Annotated in this window: 27 protein-coding genes; 12 read left to right on the forward strand and 15 right to left on the reverse strand. The window is 70.4% G+C overall.

Annotation, left to right across the window (positions count from 1 at the left end; all coding sequences use genetic code 11):
• Positions 1 to 25: 25 nt before the first annotated feature.
• Positions 26 to 688, reverse strand: coding sequence for an LppU/SCO3897 family protein (locus tag Adu01nite_RS33420; RefSeq protein WP_203733000.1), 663 nt, complete (start codon positions 686 to 688; stop codon positions 26 to 28).
• Positions 689 to 1,031: 343 nt separating this feature from the next.
• On the opposite strand from Adu01nite_RS33420, the gene Adu01nite_RS33425 reads away from it, so the two are divergent.
• On the forward strand, positions 1,032 to 1,523 hold the full coding sequence (locus tag Adu01nite_RS33425; RefSeq protein WP_239132881.1) for a prepilin peptidase: 492 nt from the start codon (positions 1,032 to 1,034) through the stop codon (positions 1,521 to 1,523).
• On the opposite strand, the gene Adu01nite_RS33430 is transcribed toward Adu01nite_RS33425, so the two are convergent.
• The 4 genes from Adu01nite_RS33430 to moaA all read right to left on the reverse strand — a co-directional run bounded on the left by Adu01nite_RS33430 (position 1,509) and on the right by moaA (position 7,739).
• A complete protein-coding gene (locus Adu01nite_RS33430; RefSeq protein ID WP_203733003.1) occupies positions 1,509 to 4,682 on the reverse strand; it encodes a UvrD-helicase domain-containing protein in 3,174 nt (1,057 codons plus the stop codon). The two genes, Adu01nite_RS33425 and Adu01nite_RS33430, sit on opposite strands and share 15 nt — an antisense overlap.
• A gap of 75 nt (positions 4,683 to 4,757) precedes the next feature.
• Positions 4,758 to 6,095: a metallophosphoesterase gene (locus Adu01nite_RS33435; RefSeq protein ID WP_203733330.1), complete on the reverse strand. Its 1,338-nt coding sequence runs from the start codon at positions 6,093 to 6,095 to the stop codon at positions 4,758 to 4,760.
• 382 nt (positions 6,096 to 6,477) lie between these two features.
• Positions 6,478 to 6,732, reverse strand: coding sequence for a MoaD/ThiS family protein (locus Adu01nite_RS33440; RefSeq protein ID WP_379138305.1), 255 nt, complete (start codon positions 6,730 to 6,732; stop codon positions 6,478 to 6,480).
• A complete protein-coding gene (gene moaA, locus Adu01nite_RS33445; RefSeq protein ID WP_239132883.1) occupies positions 6,732 to 7,739 on the reverse strand; it encodes a GTP 3',8-cyclase MoaA in 1,008 nt (335 codons plus the stop codon). Before moaA ends, Adu01nite_RS33440 begins: the two co-directional genes overlap by 1 nt.
• A gap of 236 nt (positions 7,740 to 7,975) precedes the next feature.
• On the opposite strand from moaA, the gene Adu01nite_RS33450 reads away from it, so the two are divergent.
• A complete protein-coding gene (locus tag Adu01nite_RS33450; RefSeq protein WP_203733023.1) occupies positions 7,976 to 8,734 on the forward strand; it encodes a class I SAM-dependent methyltransferase in 759 nt (252 codons plus the stop codon).
• Between the two features lie 27 nt (positions 8,735 to 8,761).
• Here Adu01nite_RS33450 and Adu01nite_RS33455 read toward each other — a convergent pair whose 3' ends face one another.
• Positions 8,762 to 9,643 carry a fructosamine kinase family protein gene (locus Adu01nite_RS33455; RefSeq protein ID WP_203733031.1) on the reverse strand — a complete coding sequence of 294 codons (882 nt, stop codon included), beginning with the start codon at positions 9,641 to 9,643 and terminating at the stop codon, positions 8,762 to 8,764.
• A 56-nt stretch (positions 9,644 to 9,699) separates the two neighbouring features.
• Between Adu01nite_RS33455 and Adu01nite_RS33460 the strand changes: the two genes are divergently transcribed.
• Positions 9,700 to 10,203 (forward strand): GNAT family N-acetyltransferase, encoded by a 504-nt coding sequence (locus tag Adu01nite_RS33460; protein WP_203733032.1) that lies wholly within the window; start codon positions 9,700 to 9,702, stop codon positions 10,201 to 10,203.
• Positions 10,204 to 10,302: 99 nt separating this feature from the next.
• Positions 10,303 to 11,343: a DUF4192 domain-containing protein gene (locus Adu01nite_RS33465; protein WP_203733034.1), complete on the forward strand. Its 1,041-nt coding sequence runs from the start codon at positions 10,303 to 10,305 to the stop codon at positions 11,341 to 11,343.
• A 17-nt stretch (positions 11,344 to 11,360) separates the two neighbouring features.
• Here the strand turns inward: Adu01nite_RS33465 and Adu01nite_RS33470 are convergent, their stop codons facing one another.
• Both Adu01nite_RS33470 and fdhD read right to left on the reverse strand, forming a co-directional pair.
• Entirely contained in the window at positions 11,361 to 13,019 is a 1,659-nt protein-coding gene (locus tag Adu01nite_RS33470; protein WP_203733036.1) for an alkaline phosphatase D family protein, read from the reverse strand.
• 70 nt (positions 13,020 to 13,089) lie between these two features.
• Positions 13,090 to 13,917, reverse strand: a complete 828-nt coding sequence (gene fdhD / locus Adu01nite_RS33475; protein ID WP_203733038.1) for a formate dehydrogenase accessory sulfurtransferase FdhD — start codon at positions 13,915 to 13,917, stop codon at positions 13,090 to 13,092.
• Between the two features lie 139 nt (positions 13,918 to 14,056).
• On the opposite strand from fdhD, the gene mobA reads away from it, so the two are divergent.
• The 3 genes from mobA to Adu01nite_RS33490 all read left to right on the forward strand — a co-directional run bounded on the left by mobA (position 14,057) and on the right by Adu01nite_RS33490 (position 16,068).
• Positions 14,057 to 14,638 (forward strand): molybdenum cofactor guanylyltransferase, encoded by a 582-nt coding sequence (gene mobA, locus Adu01nite_RS33480; RefSeq protein ID WP_203733331.1) that lies wholly within the window; start codon positions 14,057 to 14,059, stop codon positions 14,636 to 14,638.
• Between the two features lie 66 nt (positions 14,639 to 14,704).
• On the forward strand, positions 14,705 to 14,944 hold the full coding sequence (locus tag Adu01nite_RS33485; RefSeq protein WP_203733040.1) for a DUF6457 domain-containing protein: 240 nt from the start codon (positions 14,705 to 14,707) through the stop codon (positions 14,942 to 14,944).
• A gap of 38 nt (positions 14,945 to 14,982) precedes the next feature.
• Positions 14,983 to 16,068 (forward strand): T3SS (YopN, CesT) and YbjN peptide-binding chaperone 1, encoded by a 1,086-nt coding sequence (locus Adu01nite_RS33490; protein ID WP_203733042.1) that lies wholly within the window; start codon positions 14,983 to 14,985, stop codon positions 16,066 to 16,068.
• Here the strand turns inward: Adu01nite_RS33490 and Adu01nite_RS33495 are convergent.
• Both Adu01nite_RS33495 and Adu01nite_RS33500 read right to left on the reverse strand, forming a co-directional pair.
• Positions 16,065 to 17,855 (reverse strand): beta-propeller domain-containing protein, encoded by a 1,791-nt coding sequence (locus tag Adu01nite_RS33495; protein ID WP_203733044.1) that lies wholly within the window; start codon positions 17,853 to 17,855, stop codon positions 16,065 to 16,067. The genes Adu01nite_RS33490 and Adu01nite_RS33495 overlap by 4 nt on opposite strands.
• 43 nt (positions 17,856 to 17,898) lie before the next feature.
• Positions 17,899 to 18,357, reverse strand: coding sequence for an Lrp/AsnC family transcriptional regulator (locus tag Adu01nite_RS33500; RefSeq protein ID WP_203733046.1), 459 nt, complete (start codon positions 18,355 to 18,357; stop codon positions 17,899 to 17,901).
• Positions 18,358 to 18,424: 67 nt separating this feature from the next.
• Between Adu01nite_RS33500 and ddaH the strand changes: the two genes are divergently transcribed.
• Together ddaH and Adu01nite_RS33510 are read left to right on the forward strand one after the other, a co-directional pair.
• On the forward strand, positions 18,425 to 19,252 hold the full coding sequence (gene ddaH, locus Adu01nite_RS33505) for a dimethylargininase (protein WP_203733048.1): 828 nt from the start codon (positions 18,425 to 18,427) through the stop codon (positions 19,250 to 19,252).
• A 35-nt stretch (positions 19,253 to 19,287) separates the two neighbouring features.
• The gene (locus Adu01nite_RS33510; protein ID WP_203733050.1) at positions 19,288 to 19,863 is read left to right on the forward strand and encodes a bacterial proteasome activator family protein; all 576 of its coding nucleotides are present in this window, start codon (positions 19,288 to 19,290) and stop codon (positions 19,861 to 19,863) included.
• Here Adu01nite_RS33510 and Adu01nite_RS33515 read toward each other — a convergent pair.
• The 4 genes from Adu01nite_RS33515 to Adu01nite_RS33530 all read right to left on the reverse strand — a co-directional run bounded on the left by Adu01nite_RS33515 (position 19,860) and on the right by Adu01nite_RS33530 (position 23,631).
• Positions 19,860 to 20,657 (reverse strand): HAD family hydrolase, encoded by a 798-nt coding sequence (locus tag Adu01nite_RS33515; protein WP_203733052.1) that lies wholly within the window; start codon positions 20,655 to 20,657, stop codon positions 19,860 to 19,862. The genes Adu01nite_RS33510 and Adu01nite_RS33515 overlap by 4 nt on opposite strands.
• A complete protein-coding gene (locus Adu01nite_RS33520; RefSeq protein ID WP_203733054.1) occupies positions 20,657 to 21,469 on the reverse strand; it encodes an HAD family hydrolase in 813 nt (270 codons plus the stop codon). The genes Adu01nite_RS33515 and Adu01nite_RS33520 overlap by 1 nt, the downstream gene beginning before the upstream one ends.
• Before the next feature lie 109 nt (positions 21,470 to 21,578).
• On the reverse strand, positions 21,579 to 22,841 hold the full coding sequence (gene serS, locus Adu01nite_RS33525; protein ID WP_203733056.1) for a serine--tRNA ligase: 1,263 nt from the start codon (positions 22,839 to 22,841) through the stop codon (positions 21,579 to 21,581).
• Positions 22,842 to 22,902: 61 nt separating this feature from the next.
• Positions 22,903 to 23,631, reverse strand: coding sequence for a hypothetical protein (locus Adu01nite_RS33530; protein WP_203733058.1), 729 nt, complete (start codon positions 23,629 to 23,631; stop codon positions 22,903 to 22,905).
• A 66-nt stretch (positions 23,632 to 23,697) separates the two neighbouring features.
• Here Adu01nite_RS33530 and Adu01nite_RS33535 point away from each other — a divergent pair, with 66 nt between their 5' ends.
• From Adu01nite_RS33535 to Adu01nite_RS33545, 3 genes are all read left to right on the forward strand, one after another.
• A complete protein-coding gene (locus tag Adu01nite_RS33535; RefSeq protein ID WP_203733060.1) occupies positions 23,698 to 24,126 on the forward strand; it encodes an OsmC family protein in 429 nt (142 codons plus the stop codon).
• 111 nt (positions 24,127 to 24,237) lie between these two features.
• A complete protein-coding gene (locus tag Adu01nite_RS33540) occupies positions 24,238 to 24,600 on the forward strand; it encodes a metallopeptidase family protein (RefSeq protein WP_203733062.1) in 363 nt (120 codons plus the stop codon).
• Positions 24,601 to 24,675: 75 nt separating this feature from the next.
• A complete protein-coding gene (locus tag Adu01nite_RS33545; RefSeq protein WP_203733064.1) occupies positions 24,676 to 25,413 on the forward strand; it encodes an AIM24 family protein in 738 nt (245 codons plus the stop codon).
• Positions 25,414 to 25,423: 10 nt separating this feature from the next.
• Here the strand turns inward: Adu01nite_RS33545 and pheA are convergent, their stop codons facing one another.
• Positions 25,424 to 26,368 (reverse strand): prephenate dehydratase, encoded by a 945-nt coding sequence (gene pheA, locus Adu01nite_RS33550; protein ID WP_203733071.1) that lies wholly within the window; start codon positions 26,366 to 26,368, stop codon positions 25,424 to 25,426.
• Positions 26,369 to 26,387: the final 19 nt, after the last annotated feature.

The following is a 26,387-nucleotide window of genomic DNA, read 5'->3' on the forward strand; positions in this document are numbered from 1 at the left end:
TTTCTTGCATTTTTCCGAGACTGGGCTAGATCGCCTTATGTTCCTTCAGACAGAGCACGAAGTCGAGGTCATCGAGGGGGCTGTCGTAGAAGTACCACTTCGTGTAGCCGGTGACCTTCGAGCACTTCGACTCGGCGTCCTTCTCCCCCGTCGTCTTGCCGTTGATCCGCTCCAGCACCTCGTACGTGCCCGAGGTGCACTGGGTCGCCTTCATCTCCGGCAGCTCGTCGGTGCCCTCGTTGACGACGCAATCACCCTTCTTCACGTTGAAGCGGGCGTCCTCGCTGCCGTGCGGCACCGCGCCGACATTGGTGGCGGCGGTCGACGGCGACGCGCCGGCCTGCGGCTTGTTGTCGTTGCGCACCTTCAGCAGCCAGGCGGTCGTGCCCAGGCCGATGCAGATCAGCACGCCGAGCGTCACCACCAGGGCGATGATCGGGGTGTTCCGCTTGGTCGGCGGGGGCGGCGGAGGCTGGCCCCACATCGGGGCGCCGCTGTCGAACGGCGGCGGCGAGTGCTGATAAGACGACGAGACCGGCTGCTGCGGGATCGGGATCGACGGCGGATGCGCACCCCACGACTGCTCAGGGGCACTCTGCTCACCCCACGGGTCGGCGGGCTCCGCATACGGCTCGTCGGAGCTCCCGTGTGACCACGGCGGGCCGGAGTGCGGTCCGTTCTGCGACATGGGGGATTCCTCCGGATGCGGTCCAGCGCTGCATGCCACCGTAGCGTGCGGGGGTCATCCGAACCCGTACGGAATCGCCGCTGCTGTCGGCAACACGACCGCCGGAGACTACTCCGTGCCGATACGGTCCACGGTCGTGTCGCCACTGTTTGTGATCATCGCAACCGCGTTCGGCGCGGCCTCCGCGGCCTTCCTGCCGCGGCTCGCTCATCGGCTCGCGGTCGGCTACGCCGACACGCCTCGTCCGGTCTGTGCGGATTGCCTACGGCCGTTTCCGCCCGGGCATTCCGGTTGGGTACGGGTGGGAGCGGCGTGCTCCTGCTCCGGTGGGTACGCCGTCCCGGTGATCGCCGGCGCGACGGTGGCGGCGGTCCTGGCGGTTGCCGTCGGGCCGTCCCCGGAGTTGCCGGCCTACCTGCTCGCGGCCGTGCCGGGGCTGTTGCTCGCGATGATCGACATGCACTGCCTGCGATTGCCGGATCCGCTGGTCGGGGCGCTCGCGATCACGGCGGCGGGGCCGCTCGCGGTGCTGCATCCGGGGCGGGTCGGTGCCTCGCTCGTGGCGGCGGTCGCGGTGCTCACGGCGTACGTAATCCTGGCCTTCTTCGGTGGCCTCGGGCTCGGTGACGTGAAGCTGGCCGCCGTGCTCGCCCTGATCCTGGGGTTTGCCGGCTGGCCGGCGGTGTTTCTCGGCGTGCTCGCGCCGCACCTGATCAACGGGCCGATCGCCTTGTTCATGCTGGTCACACGTCGTGCCGGGCGCCGCGGACCGATTGCGTTCGGGCCGGCGCTTCTGGTCGGAGCGGTGCTCGGCCTGGCGCTACAGCAGGCGTAGCTGGCGGTCCTTCGGGCGGGACGGGACCGTGTCGCCGAGCCGCTCGAACAGGCCGGAATCGATCGCGTCGAGGAACGGCGTCGGGCTCTGCTCGCGCTCGCTGCCGTGCCGGAAGCGGCGGGCCGCGTAGCTCACGAAGAGGCGATCCTGCGCGCGGGTCAGGCCGACGAAGAAGAGGCGCCGTTCCTCGGCGATCTCGTCGTCGCTCGGCGTGCTGCCCGGCCAGCGCAGCGGCAGCAGGCCGTCCTCGCAGCCGACCAGGAAGACCACCGGGAACTCGAGGCCCTTGGCCGCGTGCAGGGTGAGCAGGTTGACCGCTTCGGCCCGCGGGTCCAGCGCGTCGACCTCGGCGCCGATCTCGATCTCCTGGAGCAGTGTTTGGAGGTCCTCACCAACCCGCTGAGCCAGCGGCTGCAGCAGGTCGGCGGCCGCCCAGATGTCCTCGGGGGCCAGCTGCTCGGCGTCCAGCGTCGGGGCCGCGTAGCGCTGGGCCAGCACCTGCGCGGTCAGCTTCACCCGGGCGGCGAGCGTTCCGTCCAGGCCGCGGGCGTGCCGCAGCTCGCGGGCGATGACCTGCACGCCGGCCCGGTCGCGCAGCCGGTTGTGCGACCGCTTCTGCACCGGCACGCCGGCCCGGGACAGCGCCTCGACGATCGGGCCGGACTGGGCGTCGGTGCGGTAGAGGACCGCGATGTCCGAGAAGGACAGGTTGCCGGCGATCACCGAGCGGGAGTCGATCCGGCCCGAGTCCAGCGAGCGGTGCGACAGGCCGCCGACCAGCTCGTCGACGGTGCGGACCACGAAGTCGGCCTCGTCGGCGACGCTCGCCGCCGGATAGCGGCCGACCAGCGGGGCTTCCGGGTCGAGCCGGGCCGGGTCCAGCCGCCGGCCGCTGACCAGCGAACTCGGGGCGATGGCCTGCACCGCGGCGGCCAGGATCGGGGCGCTCGACCGGTAGTTGCGGGTCAGGCGGACCAGGCGGGCGTCGACGAAGTCCTCGTTGAAGCGCAGGAAGTACTTCACGTCGGCGCCGCGGAACGAGTAGATCGCCTGGTCCGGGTCGCCGATCGCGCACAGGTTGCCGTCGGCCGGGCTGAGCAGGCGCAACAACTCGTACTGGACCTCGTCGACGTCCTGGTACTCGTCCACGAAGATCCACGGGTACTGCTTGCGGTACTTCTCGACCAGGGCCGGCTCGTCGCGCAGCGTCTTGACCGGCAGCTCGATCAGGTCGTCGAGATCGACCAGATCCTGCTGGCGGAGCAGCTTCTTGTAGGCCAGGTCGTCGTCGCCGGCCTGCTCGCGGGCCTCGGCCACCTCGCGGTCGTCGGCGATCCGCCAGTTGGCGCCGAGCCCGGCCGCCTTGGCGTTCTCCTTCAGGATGGTCAGGCCGATCGAGTGGAACGTGCCGACCGTGATGTCCTCGGCGCCGTCGCCCAGCAGGGCGTCCAGGCGCTCGCGCAGCTCGGCCGCGGCCCTCCGGGTGAAGGTGATCGCCAGGCAGCGGTGCGGGAAGACGCCCAGCTCGGCGCAGAGGTAGGCGATCCGGTGGGTCAGCGTGCGGGTCTTGCCGGTGCCCGGGCCCGCGACGATCAGCAGCGGGCCGCCGGGGGCGCTGGCCGCCACCCGCTGCATGGCGTCGAGACGGTCGAGCAGGCCGGTGCCGACCTCTTCCATGCCGGCCAGCATCGGCTCGAACGGTTCGTGCGGGCTGACCGGGGTCGCGAGCGGAGGTTCTGGCTTTCTGGGCTCTTTGGCTGATTTGACCGGCTTGGGCTTCGGGGGTGCCGCCTTCTCCGGCTTGCGCTGCTGCGGCACGTCGAACGCCGGGATGTCGAACAGGGTCTCGACCTGCGGTGCCGTCGATTTGTTCCGCAGCTCGCCCGGCTCGAACAGGGTGATCACGCCGTACTCGCCGTCGTAACCCGGCACCCGCCGGACCGTGCCGCGGCGCAGCCGGGTGATCGCCTCGCGTAGATCGTCCCCGCCGGCCTGCCCGATGTCGTCGAGCGGCACCCGGCGCAGGATGTCCAGCTCGGCGCCGAGGGTGGCGACCAGGTGGTTGAGCTGGGCCTCGACGGTCTTCGACTTCGGGCCGACGCCGTTCACCTCGCCGAGCACCTCGTGCAGCTGGATCAGGTGCTCGACGTGCTGGCCCTGCTTTTTGAAGTCCTCCGGCCGGTCGGCTAGATCTTCGATCCGGCTGAGCACGCCCACGGTCAAGGGTTTGCCGCATTCCGGGCAGCGGCCGCCGGCGTCGCGGGTGCGCTGCGGCTCCCAGTTGACGCCGCAGGTCCGGTGGCCGTCGGCGTGGTATTTGCCCTCCTCCGGGAAGAACTCCAGGGTGCCGGCGAGGCCGCGGCCGTGTTTGACCGCCTCGAAATCCGGCTCACCGGTGAACAGTGTCGCCTCGCGGGCCAGGGCGGCCGGCGAATGCGCATCCGAGTTCGAGACCAGGCGATAACGGTCCAAGCTGGACACTCGCCAGTTCATCTCCGGGTCGGAGGAAAGACCGGTCTCCACCGCGGTGACGTGGTCGGCCAGATCGGCGTAGCAGTCGGCGATCGCGTCGAAGCCGGATTTGGAGCCCAGCGCGGAGAACCACGGCGTCCAGATGTGCGCCGGGATCAGGTAGCCGCCCGCATCGAGGGTGATCTCCAGCAGGTTGCGGGAGTCGAGACCGAGGATCGGCCGGCCGTCGGCGGTGAGGTTGCCGATCCGGCCGAGCGCGGTGTTGAACTTCGCCGCGGCCGCGAAATCCGGCATGTAGATCAGGTGGTGCACCTTGCGGGTCCGGTCGTCCCGCTTGTAGATCGTCGAGATCTCGACGCTGAGCATGAACTTCGCGGCTTTGGTGGCCTGCAGCGAGCCCGGCAGCCGTTTGACGACTTCGGTCTCGTCGGTTTCGTTGAGCCGGAAGAGCCCGTTCGCGTCGCCGGCCTCGACGAGGCTTTCGCGCAGGTGGTCGAACCATGCCGGGTGGGTGAAGTCGCCGGTGCCGAGCAGGGCGATGCCCTTGCGGCGGGCCCACCAGGCCAGGTTCGGCAGGGTCAGATCGCGCGAGCAGGCGCGTGAGTACCGCGAGTGGATGTGCAGATCCGCGACGTATGCGTCCGCGGCGACCGAGGACCCTGCGTTGTCCGAGGGCACGCGCTGCATCCTGTCACGCCCTCCGGTTCCCTCACCAATCGCCACGCGCTACAAACTTACGGATCTTGATACTTGGAATTTTCGTCAGACGGTCCGCAATTCGATGACCGTGACCTGCGGCGGCGCGCCCACCCGGACCGGTGGTCCCCAGAAGCCGGCGCCGTTGGTGACGTACACCGGCACCCCGTCCACCGTCCCGAAACCGGACACGACGGGCTGTTGCAGCTTGACCAGCAGGTTGAAGGGTGCCATCTGGCCGCCGTGCGTGTGCCCGGAAACTTGAAGATCAACCCCAAATGGGGCGGCATCGTGGGCGACCACGGGCTGGTGCGCCATCAGCACCACCGGCCGCGCCGAGTCCCGGTCGCCGAGCGCCTTCGCGAAGTCCGGCCCGTCCCCGTATTGCGTACCGCCAAGGTCGTTGACCCCGGCCAGATCCAGCCCGTTGATCTCAACCCGCTCGTTGCGCAGCGGCCGCACACCCAGCCGCGACACCTCCTCCACCCACGGCTCGTACCCCGAGTAGTACTCGTGGTTCCCGGTCACGAAGTACGCCCCGTGCCGCGACTCGATGTCGGCGAGCGGCGCCGCGAACCGCCCCAGTTCCGCAACGCTGCCGTCAACCAGATCACCGACGACGCACACGATGTCCGCCTGTACCGAATTGATCAGGTCGACGATCCGCTCCAGATGCCGGGTCCCGGTGAGCGGCCCGAGGTGGATGTCGGACACCACGGCGAGGCGCGTCTGGTCCATGCCGCGGGGCAGCTTCGCCAGCGGCAACGAGAACCGATCAAGCTGAGGCGCCCCCAGCGCGGTCTTGACGCCATATCCCGTGATCCCCGCGGCCGTGAGCCCCGCAAAGATCGCCATCCCCCGAGCCAGAACCAGCCGCCGATCCACTCCGTCGGCGCGCTGTTCGCCGTCCGCATTGCCCGGTTGATCCGCAGGCCGGTCCTGCACCCCGACCGGGTTGCTCTCCGCGGTCGCGCCGGCCATTTCGGCCGCATTCCCAAAGCCTTCTCGGTGGCCCGAAATCCCGGCTTTCAGCGCGACGGAGTCGCGCATATCGCTTTGCGTAGCCGCTCGGTCACCGTCGGTCTCATTCCGAGCGTTTTCTTGCGTACGCGACCGCAGCTTCCACCAACGCAAAACGACAGCTCGCGGAATCTCCAACAAAATGAGCGTGACGAGCAGATAGAACATCAACGCCAGCCAGAGATATCCCGGCCAGGCCAACCACTCAGCGTGACCGGTCCGGGTCCCGATCAGCGTCGCCGGGACAAGCAGCGCAAGCGTCGGTGCCACCACGGCAGCCGCCCGCCGCCCCCACCGCGACCGGATCGGATCTTTGAGGAGCCGCTTCCAGAGATAAAAATGGATCAGCCCAATGACGATAAAGACCAAACCGACAAAAACGATCAAAACGTCCTCCTAGCCACCACCGAGACGCTAAGTCTCCCCGCCCCAACCACACGCCGCGCCGCCCACCGCAAGATCCGGCCCTCCCGAGCGCACGGCCCCACCCGGTCTGCCCGCCCCGACCACACGCCGCGCCGCCCACCGCAAGATCCGGCCCTCCCGAGCGCACGCCCCATCCGGCGACGAGGCCGCCGGATACCGCCGCAGCCGAGGCCGACCATTGCCCGGTTGGCTGCCGTCCGGCCTTAGCTGGCTTCCGGCACTTCCAGCTGACATGCGGAAGCTTGCAGCCGCGCCGCTCGAGGCGGCGGGTCCTTCCTGCTCGGCTGGGATCGGCCGAGAAGACGTGCCTCCGGCTGCAGTTGGAGGCGCAGCGGACGGGTCAGCCGCCGGCGAAGGGTGGGAGGACGTCGATCGTTGCGCCCGCCGGGAGCGGAGCACGGCGGTCATGGCAGGACAGGCCGTCCACCAGGAAGCTGGCCGACTTCAGGACCAGGCCGAGCCGTTCGCCGTGGCGGTCGGTCAGGTGCTGGGTGAGCTCTTCGAGCGACGTGGCCTCGGCGGGCTCGGCGGAGACACCGCCGGCCGCGGCGCGGGCACCGGCGAAAAACCGGACGGTCAGGCGGGCGGGCACGATCACCCTCCGATCGCGGACATCGGGCGGGCGGGCTGCAGGAAGCTGGGATCGTCGATGCCGTGGCCGGCCCGCTTGCCGCGCATGGCGATCTGCCAGGCCTCGGCGATCTCCTGGTCGGGCGCGCCGGTGCGGAGCAGCTTGCGTAGATCGCTCTCGTCGGTGGCGAACAGGCAGTTGCGGATCTGGCCGTCCGCGGTCAGGCGGGTGCGGTCGCAGTCACCGCAGAACGGCCTGGTCACGCTGCCGATCACGCCAACCCGGGCGGGCTCGCCGGCCGCATCCAGATGACCGGGAACGAGCCAGGTCTCGGCCGGCGCTGTTCCACGTGAAACCGGATCTGCCTGCAGGTTGAACGGCTCCAGCGTCGCGAGGATCTCCTCGGCGGTAACCATCGAGTGCCGATCCCACCGATGCTGCGCGTCCAGCGGCATCTGCTCGATGATCCGCAACTGATAGCCGTGCGCCAGCGCAAAACGCAACAGAGCCGGCGCCTCGTCGTCGTTGATCCCCCGCATCAGCACTGTATTGATCTTCACCGGAGTCAGCCCCGCGGCAGCCGAGGCCGCGAGCCCACGCAGCACGTCGGGAAGCCGGTCGCGACGGCTCAGCGCCCGGAACCGCTCCGGATCCAGCGTGTCCAGCGAGACGTTGACCCGATCGAGCCCGGCGTCACGCAGCGGCGCGGCCAGTCGCTCGAGACCGATCCCATTGGTGGTCAGCATCAGCCGGGGACGCGGCGAAAGAGCAGCCGCCGCCCGCACGATGCCGAGCAGCCCGCGCCGCAGAAGCGGTTCGCCGCCCGTGAACCGCACCTCGGTGATGCCCAGCTGGGTCACCCCGATCCGAACGAGCCGCCCCACCTCGTCATCGGTGAGCTGCTCCTCCCGGGGAAGCCAGGCCAGCCCTTCTTCAGGCATGCAGTAGGTGCACCGAAGGTTGCACCGGTCGGTCAGCGACACCCGAAGATCAGTGGCCACCCGCCCGAACCGATCAGCGAGCTCAATCACGGGCGACACCTACCGCCACGGATCTTCTAGGCTCGCTCATGTACCGACCCTAGCTGCTGATCGTGACAGTTGCCCTGGTGGATTTCGGGCTGTGGACAACGCACTCGCGCTGGGCTCCCCGGCCCGACCGGTCTCGCGTGCGCCGGCGCCCCGATGCGCCGTAGCTTGCGGGTGACCTCCCGCGCGATGAGGGAATCCGGTTGATCGAGTCCGGGGCCGGCTGCAAAGGTCGGCGGATGGCGTCGTTCGAGGAGTTGGTGGCCGAGGGTGAGTCCGTCCCGGTGGAGGGATGGGACTTCTCGTGGTTCGCCGGACGGGCCACCGAGCAGCGTCCGTCGTGGAGATACGCCCGGCTGATGGGCGACCGGATGGCGCAGGCGGAACGAGCCCTCGACCTGCAGACCGGCGGCGGCGAGGTGCTGGCCGGCATCCCCAAGGCCCCGCCGGTGCTGATGGCCACCGAGGGCTGGCCACCGAACGCGGCCCTGGCCCGCACCCGACTCGCCCCGCTGGGCGGCCAGGTGGTCGAGGTCGGCGAGAGCGACGACCTGCCCTTCGACGACGGCTCGTTCGACCTGGTGGTCAGCCGCCACCCGGTCACGATCCGATGGGACGAGGTGGCCCGGGTGCTCGCCCCCGGCGGCACCTACTTCTCTCAGCAGGTAGGCGCCGGCTCCGTTCACGAGCTGACCGACTTCATCATGGGCCCGCAGCCCATCAGCCAGGTCCGAGACCCTGAGCGTGCCCGCAGTGCCGCCACCGCCGCCGGCCTGACCGTCCAAGAGCTGCGCTCCGAGGCACTGCGAATGGAGTTCTTCGACGTCGCGGCGGTCATCGTCTTCCTCCGCAAGGTCATCTGGACCGTCCCGAGCTTCACGGTCCGCGCCTACTACGACCACCTGCAGGCCATGCACGCGCACATCGGCAACCACGGCCCCTTCGTGGCGCACTCCCAGCGCTTCTTGATCGAGGCCCAACGCCCATCCCGTCGATAGCGAGCCAACTCGGCGCCGCCTCGTCGGTCAGAGCGCTTGCAGGGCGTTCGTCGCGGCCGTGACCACCGCGGTCCGGTAGGAGGCGCCGAAGGCCGCCGTGTGCACCAGCAACAGGTGGAGCTGGTGCAGGGGGATCCGCGCGCGCCAGCCGTCGGCGAGCGGATGCACCTCTTGATAGGCCGCCAAGATGCTGTCGAGGTGGGGCGCGCCGCCGAAGAGGTGGAGGTTGGCCAGGTCGGTTTCGCGGTGGGCGCCGTGGGCCGCGGGGTCGATCAGGTAGGGCCGGCCGTCGTCGGACCACAGGATGTTGCCGGGCCACAGGTCGCCGTGGGTGCGGCAGGGCGGCTCGTCGTCGGTGGCGTGGGCGAGTCTGTCGAGAACGCGGCCGACGTGGACGGCGTCCGGTGGGGTCAGGGCGCCGTTGTCGGTCGACGCCTTCAGGTAGGGCAGTAGGCGACGCTCGGCGAACCAGGCCGGCCACGGGCCGCGGTGCGGCGTGTTGTCCAGCGGCAGGGGGCCGATGAAGCCGGGCCACGGTGCGCCGAAGGTGTCGGCGGGGGTGTCGTGGAGGGCGGCCAGGGCCCGGCCGAGACGCTCGGCGGCCTGCGGAGTCGCCGGGCCGGTGTCGATCCATTCCAGCGCGAGGATCTGGGGGAGCGCCACCAGCAGCTCGGGGGTGGGGATGCCGGCCTCGGCCAGCCAGCGCAGGCCGCTCGCCTCGGCCTCGAAGAATCCCGGCGGTGGGTCGCCGGCCGACCAGGTCTTGGCGAACAGCGAAGTGCCGTCGTCCAAGGTCAGGCGGCTCGCGGTGGAGACGCTGCCGCCGCCCACCGGCGTCTCCCGGATGCGCTGGTGGGTGAGAAATGTCGGGAGATGCTCGGGGTGCGCGCGCAAGTACGCCTGGTCCACGGGGTTATCTTCCACTTCGGCTTACGGACGCCCGGAATCGGAGTCAAAATGTCGGCATGAGCCCTGTCACTGTGCGTTCGTACCGTCCAGGTGACCACGCCGCAGGTCGACGACTGTGGTCCGAGCTGACCAACCAGCACAACCGGATGTACGGAGAGCCGACCGACGACGGGGGCGAAGGGTTCGAGGAATATCTGACCCGGCTCGATCTGAGCGGGCTCTGGGTGGCCGACCACGCGGACGACGGGGTGATCGGGCTGGTCGGCATCATCATGAGGGGCCGGGCCGGCGTGGTGGAGCCGATCGTCGTCACGATCTCTCACCGGCACAAGGGCGTGGGGCGCAAGCTGCTGCGACACGTTGCGAGCGAGGCCAAGAGGCGGAACATGACCGCTCTGACGATCTCGCCGGACTCGCGGAACGTGGACGCCATCCGCAGCCTGCACGCTGCCGGCTACGACGTTCTTACCTCTATTGAGTTGACGCTCGACCTGGGCCGCAATGCGCATGAGCGGCACCAGGAGGGGCTTGAACTGCACGATATGCAGTTCCGCTCGTAGGCTGCGCAACTTTCTTCGAGCCTGTGGATAACGAGCGGTTGTCCACAGGCTCAGCTTTTGGCACTTCCCCGGTCGGCCCGCCCCGCCAAGCTCTGCGGCATGACCCCGGATTGCACGATCACCGTCCGTTCCCCGGCCGAAGCCGTCGCCTACACGCCCTACGTGCTCGGCTTCCACCCGACCGAAAGCCTGGTCGTGCTCGGCCTGGCCGGGAAGCTGGTTCTCGTCGGCATGCGCTACGACCTGCCGCCCCCGGTCGCCGCCTACGAGGATGTGGCGGAGCTGATCGCCCAGCAGGGGGTGCCCGAGGTGATGGTGCTCGGCTACGGGCCACCCGGCCTGGTCACCCCGGCGGTGCTCGGCCTGGTGGGGGCGCTCAGGTCGGCGGGTGTCCGGGTGCAGGACGCGCTGCGGGTCTTCGACGGGCGCTGGTGGTCCTACACCTGTTCCGACGCGGCGTGCTGCCCGGCCGAGGGCACGCTGTGCCGCCCCGACCTGGCCGCCGAGGCGGTCTTCCGCGGCATGGTGGCGCTGCCCGACCGTAAGGCCCTGGTCGCCAAGGTGGCTCCGGCCGAGGGCGCGGTTCGGCGGGAGATGGTGGCCGCCACCGAGCGGGCTCGCGCCCGATTCACCGACCTCTCCGCGGAGGATGTCGTGGCCGCGCGTGGCGGCCGGTGGGTGCGCAAGGCCGGCCGGCAGGCGATCCGGGAGGCGGAGCGGGTCGCGCGGGCCGGCGGGGTGCCGTCGCACGACGAGATCGCGTGGCTGGGTGTGCTGCTCCTCGAGCCGGTGGTGCTCGACTACGCGCTGGATCGCTGGGGGCCGGACGAGTGGCGCCTGCGGCTGTGGACCGAGGTGCTGCGCCTGGTCGAGCCCCTCTTCGCACCGGGGCCGGCGTGCCTGCTGGGGTTCGCGGCATGGCGGTCCGGCGACGGGGCGCTCGCCCGGGTGGCGCTCGACCGTGCGCTGAGGTCAAACCCGGGGCACCGGACGGCGGGGGTGCTCGACCGGGTGCTGAGCGCGGGGATCGGCCCGCATGCGCTGGTGGCACTGACTCCACCGACAGCGGCGGGGCATCGGCGGCGGGGGACCGACGGCGGGCGGCGGATACGTCGCGGCACCCGCCGCCGGTCGCTGTGACCGCGGCTGGGCACCGGTCAGGGACGTTCCGTCTCCTGACGCACGGTGTCCGAGCCGTCCCCGGCCGTCGAGCGGAGAGCCGGAGCCGGAGCTGGGGTCGGGGTCGGGGTGTCCGCGGTCTGCTGCAGGCCGGGCACCCGGTCCTCGACGACGAAGGTGGCCCGGGTGTGGGCCGCGGCGCCGGGCGTGGTGACGAAGGGCAGCACCCGGAAGTCCGCGGTCATCGCGCTCGGCGTGATCCGGGTGCGGACGTAACCCCGCTGGTTGCTGTAGAAGCGCAGGTGGGGGTTCCAGGCCGCCCACGGGTGCGTCGCCGGCGCGCTGTCGGCACCGTTACCGCCGGAGGTGATCGACGAGCAGACCAGCTCGGTGCCGACCGTGCGGGTGGTCGGGTCCCGATAGTCGAGCTTCAACTCGTCGGCCCAGTGCGCGTGCACGTCACCGGTCAGCACGACCGGGTTGCGCACCCCGGCGTCCACCCAGCCGCGGGTGATCCGCTCGCGCGACGCCACGTAGCCGTCCCAGGAGTCCATGCTGGTCACCACGGCCGGGCCGGCGTTGTTGTCCCGCTGGCCGAAGAAAACCTGCTGGCCGAGGATGTCCCACTGGGCGGTCGACCGGCGGAAACCGTCGAGCAGCCACCGCTCCTGCTCGGCGCCGGTGATCGAGCGACCCGGGGCGTAGGCGTCGGCGCATTCCTTGTGGCCGTCGCCGCAGGCCTGGTCGTCGCGGAACTGCCGAGTGTCGAGCATGTGGAAGGTGGCCAGCCGTCCCCACTGGATCCGGCGGTACAACTGCATGTCGATGCCGCGCGGGATCGAGGTCCGGCGCAGCGGCATGTTCTCGTAGTAGGCCTGGAAGGCCGCGGCCCGCCGGGCCAGGAAATCGGGGTCGGGTCGCTCGGGCGTCTCGTCCGCCCAGTTGTTCTCGACCTCGTGGTCGTCGAAGACCACCGCCCATGGCGCGACGGCGTGCGCGGCCTGCAGGTCCGGGTCGGCCTTGTACTGGGCGTGGCGCTGGCGGTAATTGGCCAGCGTCACGGTCTCCGGCCCGAGGTGGTCACGCGGGTTCCCGCCGGGGATGACGTAGTCGCCGGCCTTGTATTCGTACTGGTAATCGCCCAGGTGCAGGATCAGCTCCGGCTCGTCCTCGGCCACCCGACGGTAGGCGGTGAAGTAGCCATGCTCGTACTGCGAGCAGGAGACGAAGGACATGGCCAGGCTGTCGCACCGGGCCCAGCGCGCGGGTGCGGTGCGGGTGCGGCCGACCCGGGAGACATAGCGCTCGGCCCGGAAGCGGTAGAAGTATTCGCGCCCGGCGAGCAGGTGGGTGAGCTCGACGTGGACCGTGTGCGCGGCGGCGGCCCGGGCGATCGTGACGCCCCGGCGCACCACGCGGCGGAAGCGTTCGTCGGCGGCGATCTCCCACTCGACCGGGACGTCGCGCGACGGCATGCCGCCGAGTCCGTCCTCGGCGAGCGGGGTCGGTGCGAGCCGGGTCCAGAGCACGAATCCGTCCGGCTCCGGGTCGCCGGACGCGACACCGAGCGTGAACGGGTCCGAGCGCAGCGGCCCACGGTAGGCAGTCGCGGCGGCGGACAGCGGCAGGGTGGTGGCCGCACCGGCGGCGCCGACGGCCGCGGAGCTGAGCAGCAGGGTGCGTCTCGTGAGAGCCATGCGGGCAGCCTCGCGACCATAGATGGCCGTAGATCGCGGCGAGGCTTACGGGCCGCGGAAGCTCACGTGTTCAGACGGTTACGCGGTGTGCCGAAGAGTAGACGTTCATGGTGGCGCCACGAAGAAATCCGACAAGCGTCATGCCGGCCTCGTCGGCCAGCTCGGCGGCCAGCGTGCTGGGTGCCGAAACGGCCGCGAGCAACGGGATGCCGGCCATCCACGCCTTCTGGGTCAGCTCGAAGCTGGCCCGGCCGGACACCAGCAACAGGTGGCCGGCGAGCGGCAGCCGGCCCTCGCGCGCGGCCCAGCCGATCACCTTGTCGACCGCGTTGTGCCGGCCGACATCTTCGCGCAGCACCAGCAACTCGCCGGCCGCCGTGAACAGTCCGGCCGCGTGCAGGCCGCCGGTGCGCTCGAAGGTTCGCTGCGCCGCCCGCAGCCGGTCGGGCAGCTCGGCCAGCGTGGCGGCCGGCACCGTCATCGGGTCGCCGGCCACGTCGAAGCGGGACCTGGTGCGCACCGCGTCGATGCTCGCCTTTCCGCACACACCGCAGGAGCTGGTGGTGTAGAAGTTCCGGCTCAGGTCGGTGACCGGCGGTGGCACATCAGCGCCGAGGACCACGTCGACCACGTTGTACGTGTTCGGGGTGTCGGTGCCCGCGCACAGCTGGGCGGTCACCACGTCGTCGGCCGCGCGGATGATTCCCTCGGTGAGCAGGAACCCGATGGCCAGGTCGATGTCCTGGCCGGGAGTGCGCATGGTGACCGCGAGCGGCTGCTTGCGCAGCCGGATCTCCAGCGGCTCCTCGGCAGCTAGCTCGTCGGGACCGCGCCGCGGATCGCCGGCCGAGTCCAGGTTGATCTTCAGGACCGGTCGTCGGATCGACGTGCGCGCCATGTCCCGAGCGTAGGCCGCAACCGCCGAAGGGTGGATCGGCGAGCGGTCAACCGATAGTGATCTACGACCGCGAAGTGAGCGCGCGGTCACGCTCGACACGCGCTCGGGATACGGTACGTACGTGGGAGGGTTTGCGGCGGTGGTTCTGGCCGGTGGCGCGGCACGGCGGATGGGCGGCGCGGATAAGCCGACTCTGCCAGTCGGCGGTCAATCCATGCTGACTCGTGTCCTGGCCGCGGTGCATGATGCCGACCCCAGGATCGTGGTCGGCCCGGTGCCGCCCGACCTGCCGGTTCCCGTGCATTCCACCCGGGAGCAACCGCCTGGTGGCGGTCCGGTCGCGGCCACCGCGGCCGGTCTCGCGCTGGTGCCGGAGGGCGTCACGTTCACCGCGTTGCTCGCCGCCGACCTGCCGCTGCTGACCGGCGAAGCCATCGATGTGCTGCGGCTGACCGCGGAATCGGCGCCGATGCAGGGCGCCGTCTACCGCGACGCCGAAGGCCGCCGGCAACTGCTGTGCGGGGTGTGGCGGACCGCGGCGCTGCGCGAGGCGGTGGAGCGGCTCCGGGAAGCGCGTGGCGATCTGCACGGTGCGTCCGTCCGCGAGCTGATGGAATACCTGCGCGTGGCCGAGGTGTCCTGGCGACGCCCGGGCCCGCCGCCATGGTTCGACTGCGACACCGACGACGACCTGCGCACGGCCGAGGAATGGGCCCGATGAGCGACCTGTGCACGGCCGAGGAGCGGGCCCGATGAGCGACCTGTGCACGGCCGAGGAGCGGGCCCGATGAGCGACCTCGCGGCCTGGGTCGAGGCGGCCGGGCGGGAGCTCGGCCTGGACCCGGCTGACGTGCCGGTCACGGCGGTTCTCGACCTGGCGAAGGACGTCGCGCACGGTGTCGTACGCCCGGGAGCGCCCGTCTCGGCATACCTCATGGGTGTCGCGGTAGGCCGCGGAGCGGACCCCGCGGACGTGGCCGGACGACTCAGTCAGCTCGCGCTCTCGTGGTCGAAACCCACCGCCTGAAGTCTCTCGATAGGGTGGCGGAGACGGAGGTGCCGATCATGACGGTAGACAGCGCCGCAGGCGAGTCGAACGACAACATCCTGCTCGACGAGCCGACCACGGCTGACCTGCGGGCCAAGGTGACTGAGGCCTGGCGGGAGTTCGCCGGCGCGCTGGCCGCGCTGTTGCCGACGCTCGCCCCGGGCGGGCATATCGATGTCACGCTCGACCCGACCGCCTCGGGCACCGGCCTGGCGGTCTATTCGGTGAGCATCCGCGTGCTGCCCGACGGCGTCGTGGAGGCGCTCGCGGTCGGCAACGCCGAACTGCCCGAGGGTTTCCGGATGGATCGGGCCGCGGTCGCCGACCTGGTCGCGCTCGGCTGGTCGCCGCCGGGTGTGCTGCCGGGCTCGGGCGATTCGTTCGGTCTGCGCTCGTCCGTCGACAAGTCGAGCAGCCTGGCCGCGATCGTCAGCCGCACGCTGCGTGACGTCTACGGCGCGCCGCACCCGGCCTTCCTGGTCTACCTGGTGCACGACGAGGACGACGAGCCGATCGAGACCGCCCCGCTGGCCACCGCCCGGCACGAGCCGGGCATCGGCAAGGTGCTCGACCTGGATGACCTCGACGAGGACGGCGAGTTGTCGGCGGCGCTGGCGAGCGCGGCCGACGAGGTGGTGCCGCTCGAGGAGCGGGTGCGCACGGTGGTCGCCACGATGTCCAAGACGACGATCGACCAGCTGCAGGTCGACACGGACGGTGACATCGGCATCCGGGCCGGCTCGGCGATGGTCTTCGTCCGGGTTCGCGACAATCCGCCCCTGGTGGATGTCTTCTCGCCGATCCTGACCGAGGTGGAGCCGACCGAGGAGCTCTACGTCAAGCTGTCCGAGCTGACCAACCGCATGCCGATCGGCCGCCTCTACTGCGCGCAGGACACGGTGTGGGCGTCGATCCCGGTCTTCGGCCGCAACTTCCAGGCCACCCACCTCATGCTGGCCGTGCAGGTGATGACCGGCCTGGCCGACGAGCTGGACGACCGGCTGCACGGCGAGTTCGGCGGCAAGCGCTTCTTCGTCGAGGGCGACAAGCCCGCGCCCGCGAAGCAGCCCACCGACGACCACCGCCCGGGCATGTATCTCTAGAAAGCCACCGACCCGATCGGCTCCAGGGTGGACAGCGCGGCGACGTTCATGCCGTTCTCGCCCAGGGTCCACAGGTCGTCGCCGATCACCAACGATCGGTTCACGTAGCCGTTGATGCGCCCGGCGGCCTTGAGGCCGCCGGCGTCGACCCGGAAGGCGAGCGCGCCGTCGAAGGCGCCCTTCACGGGTACGACGAGGAGCTTGGTCGCCGGCCACCACAGCAGCGCGTGCGGATCGAACTCGGCGTTCGACACAGCGTCCGCGAGCACCCGTTGATCGAGCCGGCTCGGCCGAGCAGGGTCAGCAACATCAAAGAGCGAAACCTGCAGCCCTTGCCGTACGCCCCTGGTGCTGGCCTCCTGTCCGACGCCGACCAGAAGGTCGTCGCCGACCTGTTGCAGGTGTGCCGAGTAGCCGGTGATCTTCAGCTCGCCGGTGACCCGCGGGGCGGCCGGATCGCTGAGGTCGAGGCTGTAGAGCGGATCGGTCTGCCGGAAGGTCACCACATAACCGCGCGACCCGAGGAACCGTACGGAGTAGATCCGCTCGCCCTTCCCGAGCCCGTCGACCACCCCGGTCTGCACGAGTTTCCCGCCGGTGGCGCTCAGCACCCGCACGGCCGACGACGAAGACGAAGCGGTGGTGGTGGTCGCGACCCGCAACCGACCGTCCCATTCGGACATCGAGTACTGGTTGAGAAGCGTCCCGGGCACGTTCCCGGAGGCGGTCAGCACCGGTTTGCCGGCGCTGGTCAGGGCGAACTGGAAGATCTCGGTGCTGAGGTCGCCGGCACCGGTCATGGCGTTGAGCCGCCACTGCTGGTCGTTGGCGACGTAGAGGCTGCTCGGCGTGCCGTAGACGATGTCGCCGTCGCTGACCACCGCGACCGGATCGCCATCGGTCAGCGCCGGCGCGGTCACATCGAAGGTGAGCACGGTGAGCATCCCGGCCCCGGAGAACGATTGGGGCCGGCTCACCGCACCGCAGTCCAGGCGCCCCGAGGAGACGGACGTGCCGGTGGTGACCTGCCAGGACGGCAGCCAGGCGTCGAGCGGCGCCGCGGTGACCGCCTGCCGGTTGTCGCGCAGCAGGTCGTCGGTGTCGGTCGCGGCGGACGGGAAGTCGATCCGCGGGGTGGAGCTGAGAACCACGCGGGCGATGTTGCCGGTCTGCCGGGCGTCCACCACCCGGCCGATGCCCTGGTAGCGGCTGATGATGCGGGGCGGGCCACTCAGGTCGACCAGGATGAGGTCGGCGTCGCCGCCCGATGGCCGGAACGAGGCCATGCGCCCGTACAACTGCGGATACGAGGACGAGAGCACGAGCGCGTGATCGCCGGCGAGCAGCAGCTGACCGTCGGCGGGAGTGCCCAGCTCGAGCTGCCCGGTCTGGGTGCGGGTGGCAGGGTCGATGACCCGGAGAACGCCGCGGTCGACGGTGACGATCCGCCGGCCGTCGGTCTTGATGATGTCGGGCTCGTCGGCACCGACCTCGTGCACGTTGGTGCCGGAGTAGGCGGTGGCGGGGGCGGCCATGCCGGCGTCGGCCCGGCTCCCGGCGATCGACGCGTTGGCGGGCACGGCCCCGGACAGGCCGTACGGGCTGATGCTTCGCCGGGTGGCCGCCCGTAACTCGGTCAGCAGCCGGTCACAGGACTCGAAGGAGACGAGACCGAGTTTGGCCGCCGGCACCGTGACCGGCGACTCGAGGATCTTGGTGGGCGGCCGCTCGGTGCAGCCGGCGAGGGCGAGGGCGGCGACGGCACAGAGCAGGATTCGACGGCGCATGTGCGCTTGGACGCCGCCCTCTGACGGTCGGTTCCGGGAAGGGCTATTCCGGGGCGGGCACCACGGTCGGGGTCTCGACCAGCCGGGACAGCACGATCATGCTCCGGGTCGAGGTGATGAACGGTTCGGCCCGCAGCCGTTCGAGGGCCTGTTCGAGGTGTCCGATGTCGGCGGCCCGCAGATGCACGAGCGCGTCGGCCTGGCCGGACACCGTGTAGGCGCCGATCACCTCGGGGTGCCGCCGGGTGGCCACGGTGATCTGCGCGGGGGTGGTGCGCCCGGTGCAGAACAGCTCGACGAACGCCTCGGTGGTCCAGCCGACCGCGGCCGGGTCGATGACCGCGGTGAAGCCCTTGATCACCCCGGTGGCGCGGAGCCGGTCCACCCGGCGCTTCACGGCCGGGGCGGAAAGAGCGACCTTAGACCCTATCTCCGCGTACGACGCGCGTGCATCGGCGACCAGCAACGCAATGATTCGCTGATCAACCGGGTCCATCTGCAACGATTCGCCTCCAGCACACAAGATTTATCGCTGTTTCGTAAGCCCGAGCCTACCTACGCTTTACCTCATGAGCCAGACGGAGCGCTTGCCGCGAACCAGGACATATCTCATGTGTCCGCCGCAGCATTTCACGGTCGAGTACGCCATCAACCCGTGGATGGACACCACCGCCCCGGTCGATGCCGCGCTGGCCGTCGAGCAGTGGGACCTGCTGCGCACCACCCTTGTCGATCTCGGCCACACCGTGCACGTGCTCGACCCGGTCGCCGGCCTGCCCGACATGGTCTACGCGGCCAACGGCGCGTTCTCGGTGGACGGCACCGTCTACGGCGCTCGCTTCCGCTACCCGCAGCGCGCCGACGAGGCCGTCGCCCACCGCGCGTTCTATCAGGACCCGGCCTGGCGCTTCGCCGATCCGGAGCACGTCAACGAGGGCGAGGGCGACTTCGCCTACCTGCCCGGCGCGCACGGCGGCGTGATCCTGGCCGGCTACGGCTTCCGCACCGAGCCGGCCGCTCACGCCGAGGCCCAGGAGATGCTCGGCCGCCCGGTCGTCTCGCTCCGCCTGGTCGACCCCGCCTTCTACCACCTGGACACGGCCCTGGCCGCACTCGACGACCACAACGTCACCTACTACCCGGCGGCGTTCTCGGCGTCCGCGCAGCGGGTTCTCGCCCAGCTCTTCCCGGACGCGGTGCTCGCCGACCGGGCCGACGCCGAGGCGTTCGGGCTCAATCTGGTCAGTGACGGCCGGCACGTGGTGCTCAACACCGAGGCGATCGCGATGGCCGAGAAGGTGCGGGCGGCCGGTTATCACCCGGTGCACGTCGAGCTGACCGAGCTCAAGCGCGGCGGCGGCAGCGTGAAGTGTGCGGTGGCCGAGCTACGCCGGTGACGAGTCACTGGAAGCGGTGCGGGAAGATGGAACACATGACCGACGACAACCGCACCGCGGAGAAGCAGGAAGACGGCTCCGTCATCGTGGTGGGCCCCGATGGGCGTCCGATGGGCACGGTCGAGCCCGACGGCACCCTCACCCCGGAGGAGCCGGGCAACCTGATCGAGCAGCCGGCCAAGGTCATGCGGATCGGCAGCATGATCAAGCAGCTCCTCGAGGAGGTGCGGGCCGCACCGCTCGACGAGGCGTCGCGCGGCCGGCTCCGTGAGATCCACCAGCGGTCGATCACCGAGCTCGAGGACGGCCTCGCCCCCGAGCTGCGGGACGAGCTGGAGCGGCTGTCGCTGCCGTTCGAGGGTGACACCCCGCCGAGCGAGAGCGAGCTGCGCATCGCCCAGGCCCAGCTGGTGGGCTGGCTCGAGGGCCTCTTCCACGGCATTCAGGCCGCGCTGGTCGCCCAGCAGATGGCGGCCCGGCTGCAGCTGGAGCAGATGCGGGGCGGCGGTGCCGGCCGCCCGGCCCTGCCGATGGGCACCGGCGCGATCCCGGGCATGCCCGGCCAGCAGCCCGGCCCGGGCGGCGAAGGCCGCACCGGCCAGTACCTCTAGAGGTCGAAGGCGTCGCGGAGGTAGCGCGCCACCCCGTCCTCGTCGTTCGTGAGACCCACCTCGTCGGCCACCGCGCGGACGGCGGGGTGGGCATTGCCCATCGCCACCGAGTGACCGGCCCAGGTCAGCATCGGGATGTCGTTGGGCATGTCGCCGAAGGCCAGCACATCCTGCGCCTCGAAGCCCTCCTGCGCGCACAGCCAGGCCAGGCCGGCCGCCTTGGTCACCCCGGCCGCCGAGATCTCCACGAGCGCGCTCCTCGACGAGTGGGTCACCGTGGCGATCTCGCCGAGCAGGCCACTGACCAGCTCCGCGAATTCGTCGGCGCCGTGGTTGGCCGAGCGGGCCAGCAGTTTGACGGCCGGTGCCGAGACCAGCTCCTCGGTGGTGGTGAGCACTCGGACCTCCTCGTGCTCCGGGTCCCAGCGGAGTGGCCAGGCCTCCTCGTACCAGAAACGCCGCCCCTCCTCGACCTCGACGGCCATGGCGATGTCCGGAATGGCCGCCCGCAGCTTCTTGGCGACGTCGAGCAGCAGGTCGGCCGAGAGATTCTCGCAGCGCAACACCTTGTCGGTGTCCGGGTCGTAGATGACGGCACCGTTGGCGCAGATCGCCGGCACCGGCTCCGGCATCTGGTCGTAGAGCTGCCGGAGCCAGCGGACCGGGCGGCCGGTCACCAGCACGAAGGGGACGGGGAGGGCATGGATCACGTCGATGGTGCGCTTGCTCAGCGTGCCGTCGTGGTGGATCAGGGTGCCGTCGATGTCAGAGGCGACAAGCCGAAAGGGATGCATCACCTCGACAGTAACTTGTCGAGATAGACCGCCACCCCATCCTCATCGTTGGACAGAGCCACCTCGTCGGCCACTGCCAGCAGGGACGGATGTGCGTTGGCGACCGCCACCCGGCTCCACCCGGCCCAGGCAAACATCGGCAGGTCGTTGGGCATGTCGCCGAAGACCAGGACGTCCTGCGGATCGACCCCGACCGCCTCGGCGACCACCGACAGGCCGGTGCCCTTGTCCACGTTCGCCGGGCAGATCTCCACGTAGTCGAGGCCGGCCTGGGTGACCGAGGCCACGTGCGGCGGCACGATCCGCCGGGCCACCTCGAGCAGGTCGTCGACCTGGTAGTCGAAGGACCGGGCGAACGCCTTGATCACGTCGCCGGTGAGGCACGCGGCGCGCTCCCGCCGCTCGACCACCACCGGGTAGCGCCAGGTGGGGTCGTAGTCGCCCCACAGCGGGGAATCGTCGTGCTCGAGCGCCTCGACCATCACCGACAACCGGCCGACCTCGGCCTCGAGATCGGCCAGCACCGTCGACAGGGTCGAGCCGGCAAGCCGGGACCGCAGCAGGTAGGCCGACTCGGCCTGGTCGAGGACCCAGCCGCCCTGGGCCAGCACCAGGAAGTCGGCCACCCGGATGTCGTTGCGGGTGAGTGACATCAGGCGCGGCCCACGGCCGGTGGCGCCCACGATCCGGATGCCGGCGGCGCGGACGCGTTCGAGAACCTCGTGGGTGTAGGCGGACACGGTGTCATCGCTGCGCACCAATGTGCCGTCGAGATCCGTCGCGATCAGCTTGGGGAGTCCAGGCTTGACCATCGGTCACCTCCGAGGGTGGGCGGACCCCCGCGGAGGGCGGAAGGAAAACGTTACACCTGCCCAGCTAGCTGCGGCTATGACTTCTGGTGACGGACGGATGGCCAACCCGTTAGCGCGCGGGTTCGAGGATGTCCCGTCCGCCGAGGTACGGCTGGAGGGCCTTCGGCACCCGCACCGAACCGTCCGGCTGCTGGTGGTTTTCCAGGATCGGAATCAGCCAGCGGGTGGTGGCGAGCGTCCCGTTCAGCGTGGCCGCGGTCTGCGGCTTGCCGTCCGCATCGCGGTAGCGGATGTTGAGCCGCCGCGCCTGGAACGTCGTGCAGTTCGATGTCGAGGTGACCTCGCGATAGCGGCCCTGCGACGGCACCCACGCCTCACAGTCGAACTTGCGCGCCGCGCTCGAACCGAGGTCGCCGCCGGCCACGTCGATCACCCGGTACGGGATCTCGACCTTGGCCAGCATCTCCTCCTCCATCGCCAGCAGCCGCCGGTGCTCGTCGGCGGCCTGCTCCGGCTTGCAGAAGGAGAACATCTCCACCTTGTCGAACTGGTGCACCCGCAGGATGCCGCGAACGTCCTTGCCGTACGACCCGGCCTCCCGCCGGTAGCACGACGACCAGCCGGCGAAGCGGCTCGGCCCGGCTTCGAGATCCAGGATCTCGTTCGAGTGGTACGCCGCGAGCGCGACCTCCGAGGTGCCGACCAGGTAGAGATCGTCGGCCTCGAGCCGGTAGATCTCGCTGGCATGGGCGCCGAGGAAGCCGGTGCCCTCCATCGATTCCGGCTTGACCAGGCTCGGCGTGATCGACGGGGTGAAGCCGTGCTCCACCGCCTGGGCGATCGCCATCTGCAGCAGGCCGAGCTGGAGGAGCGCGCCGACGCCGGTGAGGAAGTAGAACCGCGAGCCCGACACCTTGGCGCCGCGCTCGGTGTCGATCGCCCGGAGGGCCTCACCGATCTCGAGGTGGTCCTTCGGGTTGTCGATGGCCGGCCGGTCGCCGACCTCACGCAGCACGATGAAGTCGTCCTCACCGCCCGGCGGGACGCCGTCCTGCACGACATTCGGCAACGCGAGCTGGGCCAGGCGCAGCGTCTCGTCGGCGGTCTTCACCGCGGCCTCGGTCGTCTTGACCTCGGCGGCCAGGTCCTTGGTGCGGGCCAGCAGCGCCGTCTTCTCGTCGCCGGAGGCCTTCGGCACCTGCTTGCTCAGCGATTTCTGCTCGGCCCGGATCGCCTCGAACCGCTGCGTGGCGGCCCGGCGCTCCTCGTCGGCGCGCAGCAGGTCGTCCACCAGCTCGGTGGATTCGCCGCGCAGTCGCTGGCTGGCACGGATCAGCTCGGGGTCCTCGCGGAGCAGGCGCAGGTCAATCACGATTGACGAGCCTACCGGCGGCCCAGTCCGGTCAGCACCCGGATATCCCCTCTCGTCCCGATCAGCTGGGCTTGTCGCGGTCGCCGCCCAGCAAGGTGAACGGTTTGGCCGGACCGACGGTGAGGTCGAGCGGCTCCTCATGAGCCGTGGACTCGGGGACGGCGGGCGGCCGCCGCCAGGTCCAGGCGTCCGCCGGGCCGTGCCGGTCGGTCAGGTAGAGCGCGATCATCGCGAGGACCAACCCGGCCAGCGCACACCACAGGCCCCGGCCGTAGGCGATGTCGACCTGATCCGGCTCCAGCGAGATGGTGTAGAGGTTGGGCACCACCCGGCTCTGCTCGCCGATCGAGACGGTCAGCGCGAAGTGCAGCGCGAGCAGGGTGCCGCCCACGCTGAGCCCGGTGAGCCGCACCCACCGGCGGGCGGCCGGCGGGCCGAACATGGTCAGCACCACCGCGGCGACCAGCGGGAACAGGCCGACCAGGAATGCCGTGCCGAACGCGCCGAGATCGTTGAGGTCGGTCGGCACCGCGTGGTCGCCGAAGTCACCGTCGCCGCCGAAGACGGCCGCGTCGACGGTGGTGACCTGCCACTCGGAGACGAGCGACGCGAGCAGGGCGACCGCGGCCAGCGCCGCGGTCAGCGGGACCAGCCGCCGGTCGCCGACCAGGCTGTGGCCGAGGCCGGACGCGTTCCAGCGGCGCCGGCGCGGCGCCGTCTCCGCGCCGAACTCGACCACCGACTCGGGCGGCGATGGGTCGAGATCGATGGACTGATGCTCGGGAGGCATGTGACCAATGATGGCCCGTGCCCGGTCGCCCGGCTACCGGCCGTCCGATGGACTAGCGTTTCCGACATGCCTATTCGCACTGCTACGGCCCACTGGGATGGGAACCTCACCGAAGGTTCCGGCACCATCAAAACCGGCAAGGGCGGTTACCAGGGGAACTACTCCTTCAAGTCGCGCTTCGAGGAGGGCGAGGGGACGAACCCGGAGGAGCTGATCGCCGCCGCGCACTCCGGCTGCTTCTCGATGGCCTTCTCCAAGGCGCTCGCCGACGCCGGTTACACCGGCACGTCGGTGGAGACCGTCGCCAAGCTTCACTTCGACAAGACCGACGCCGGCTTCAGCGTCACCCGGATCGACCTCGAGACGGTCGGCACCGTGCCCGGCATCGACGACTCCGAGTTCCAGAAGGTCGCGCAGGCCGCCAAGGAGGGCTGCCCGATCTCCCGGCTGCTCGCCCCGGGCACCGAGATCATGCTCTCCGCGAAGCTCGCCTGATCGACCCGGCCGAACCTGATCGACCCGGCCGACCCGCCGATGCGGGCAGGGGTTGTTGTCGGATCCCTGACCGCATCGGCGGCATCGGTGTGCGCGCGACTCTGGCGCACAATGGTCACTGTGCCGGTCGAGATGAGTCGCCAACGCTTCGAGGAACTCGTCGGTGAGGCGCTCGACGAGGTGCCCGTCGAGCTGCTGACGATGATGAACAACGTGGTCTTCATGGTCGAGGACGCGCCGCCGGACGGCAACGACGACCTGCTCGGGCTGTATGAGGGAACGGCGCTGACCGATCGGGGCTGGGATTACGCCGGCGTGCTGCCCGACCGGATCACCATCTACCGGCTGCCGACACTGCGGGTCTGCGACAGCGAGACCGACGTGATCGACGAGGTCGCGATCACCGTGGTGCACGAGATCGCCCACCATTTCGGCATCGATGATCATCGTCTGCATGAACTCGGCTGGGGCTGAATCCGGCCTAAAAGCTGGTCCCCCGCTTGTTGACGGCACCTACCCTGGTGCCACATCGCACACAGGAGGACGTTCATGCGCAGCGAGCTCTTTTCGGCGGAAAACCTGGAGAAGGAATCCGCCCAGCCCGGGTTGCGTCTGCAGAATTCCAAGCTGCTCAAGGCCGAGCTGAACGGCGAGTTCATGGCTCGTCAGGGCTCGATGGTGGCGTACCAGGGGAATGTTCAGTTCGAGGCGCTCGGTTCCGGCGGGATCGGCAAGTTCATCAAGTCGAAGCTCACCGGCGAGGGCGTGCCGCTGATGAAGGTCCGCGGCACGGGCGACGTCTTCCTTGCTGACAAGGCCGCCGACGTTCACCTCATCGACCTGGAGCCGGGCGACGCCCTCTCCATCAACGGGACGAACGTGCTGGCGTTCGACTCGACCCTCAACTACGACATCAAGATGGTCGGCGGCGCCGGCATGATGTCCAACGCGGGCCTGTTCAACTGCGTCTTCTCCGGCCACGGCCGGATCGCGGTCACCACCAAGGGCACCCCGGTGGTGCTCAGCGTCGACCAGCCCACCTACGTCGACCCGCAGGCCGCGATCTGCTGGTCGGCCAACCTGCAGACCGGCTACCACCGCGCCGAGCAGCTGGGCCTCGGCACGCTGCTGGGCCGCACCACCGGCGAGCGGTTCACGATGAGCTTCGCGGGCCAGGGCTTCGTGGTCGTGCAGCCCTCTGAGGAGCCCCCGGCTGGCCTGGCCGGCACCGGAAGCGGCGGCCAGCAGGGCCAGGGCGGCCTCCTCGGCAACCTGCTGGGGAACTAAAGCGGGGGACCTACAGCGAGCCGGATCGGAGGCGTGCCAGCCACGCCTCCGAATCGGCGAAGTCGGCGTCGGACAGGCCGGGCGGGGACGGGACCGGGTCCTCGCGGGTGAGCCGGTGCCGGGGGTAACTGCCGAGGAAGCGCACCTCGGCGCAGATGCGGTGCAGCCCCTGCAGGGCCTCGCCCATCCGGGCCTCGGCGACGTGCCCGGTGCAGTCGAGGAAGAAGAAGTAGGTGCCGAGCTGCTCGCCGGTCGGCCGGGACTCGATGCGGGACAGGTTGACCCCGCGGACGGACAGCTCGGTCAGCACCGCGAGCAGCGCCCCGACCTGGTCGTGGCGGATCGAGACGGCCAGCGAGGTCACGTCGTCGCCGGTCGGCTCGGTGGCCGGGCCGGGCCGGGTGAGCAGCGCGAAGCGGGTCACCGCGTCGGCGTGGTCGGCGACCTTGTCGGCCAGCACGGTCAGCCGGTTGCGCGGCACCCCGATCGGGGCGCACAGCGCCGCGTCGAACTCGCCGGCGGCCGCGGCGATCGCGGCGGCCGCGTTGGAGAGCACGTCCACCACCACGGCGTCGGGCAGGTGGGCGAGCAGCCAGTTGCGGCACTGGGCGGACGCCTGCGGATGCGCGGCCACCGTGCGGACCTGGTCGAGCGGGGTCGGCCGGCGGGCCGCGAGCACGAACTCGACCGGCAGGACGACCTCCCGCGTGATCACCAGCGGGCTGCCGGTGACCAGCTCGTCGAGGGTGACCGGGATGGCGCCACCCACCGAGTTCTCCAGCGGGACCAGGGCGGCGTCGGCGTCACCGGCGCGCACCGCTTCCAGCGCCTCGGGCACGCTGCGGGCCGGCGTACGCACCCCGCGCTCGGCGGCGGGCAGGGTGCGCAGGGCGGCCTCGGTGAAGGTGCCCTCCGGACCGAGGTAGACGTAGCGAGCAGGCGGCGTTCCGGGCATGCCGTGAGTCTAGGACGTG

Source organism: Paractinoplanes durhamensis (genome assembly GCF_016862175.1).
In the GTDB taxonomy this organism is placed as follows: domain Bacteria; phylum Actinomycetota; class Actinomycetes; order Mycobacteriales; family Micromonosporaceae; genus Actinoplanes; species Actinoplanes durhamensis.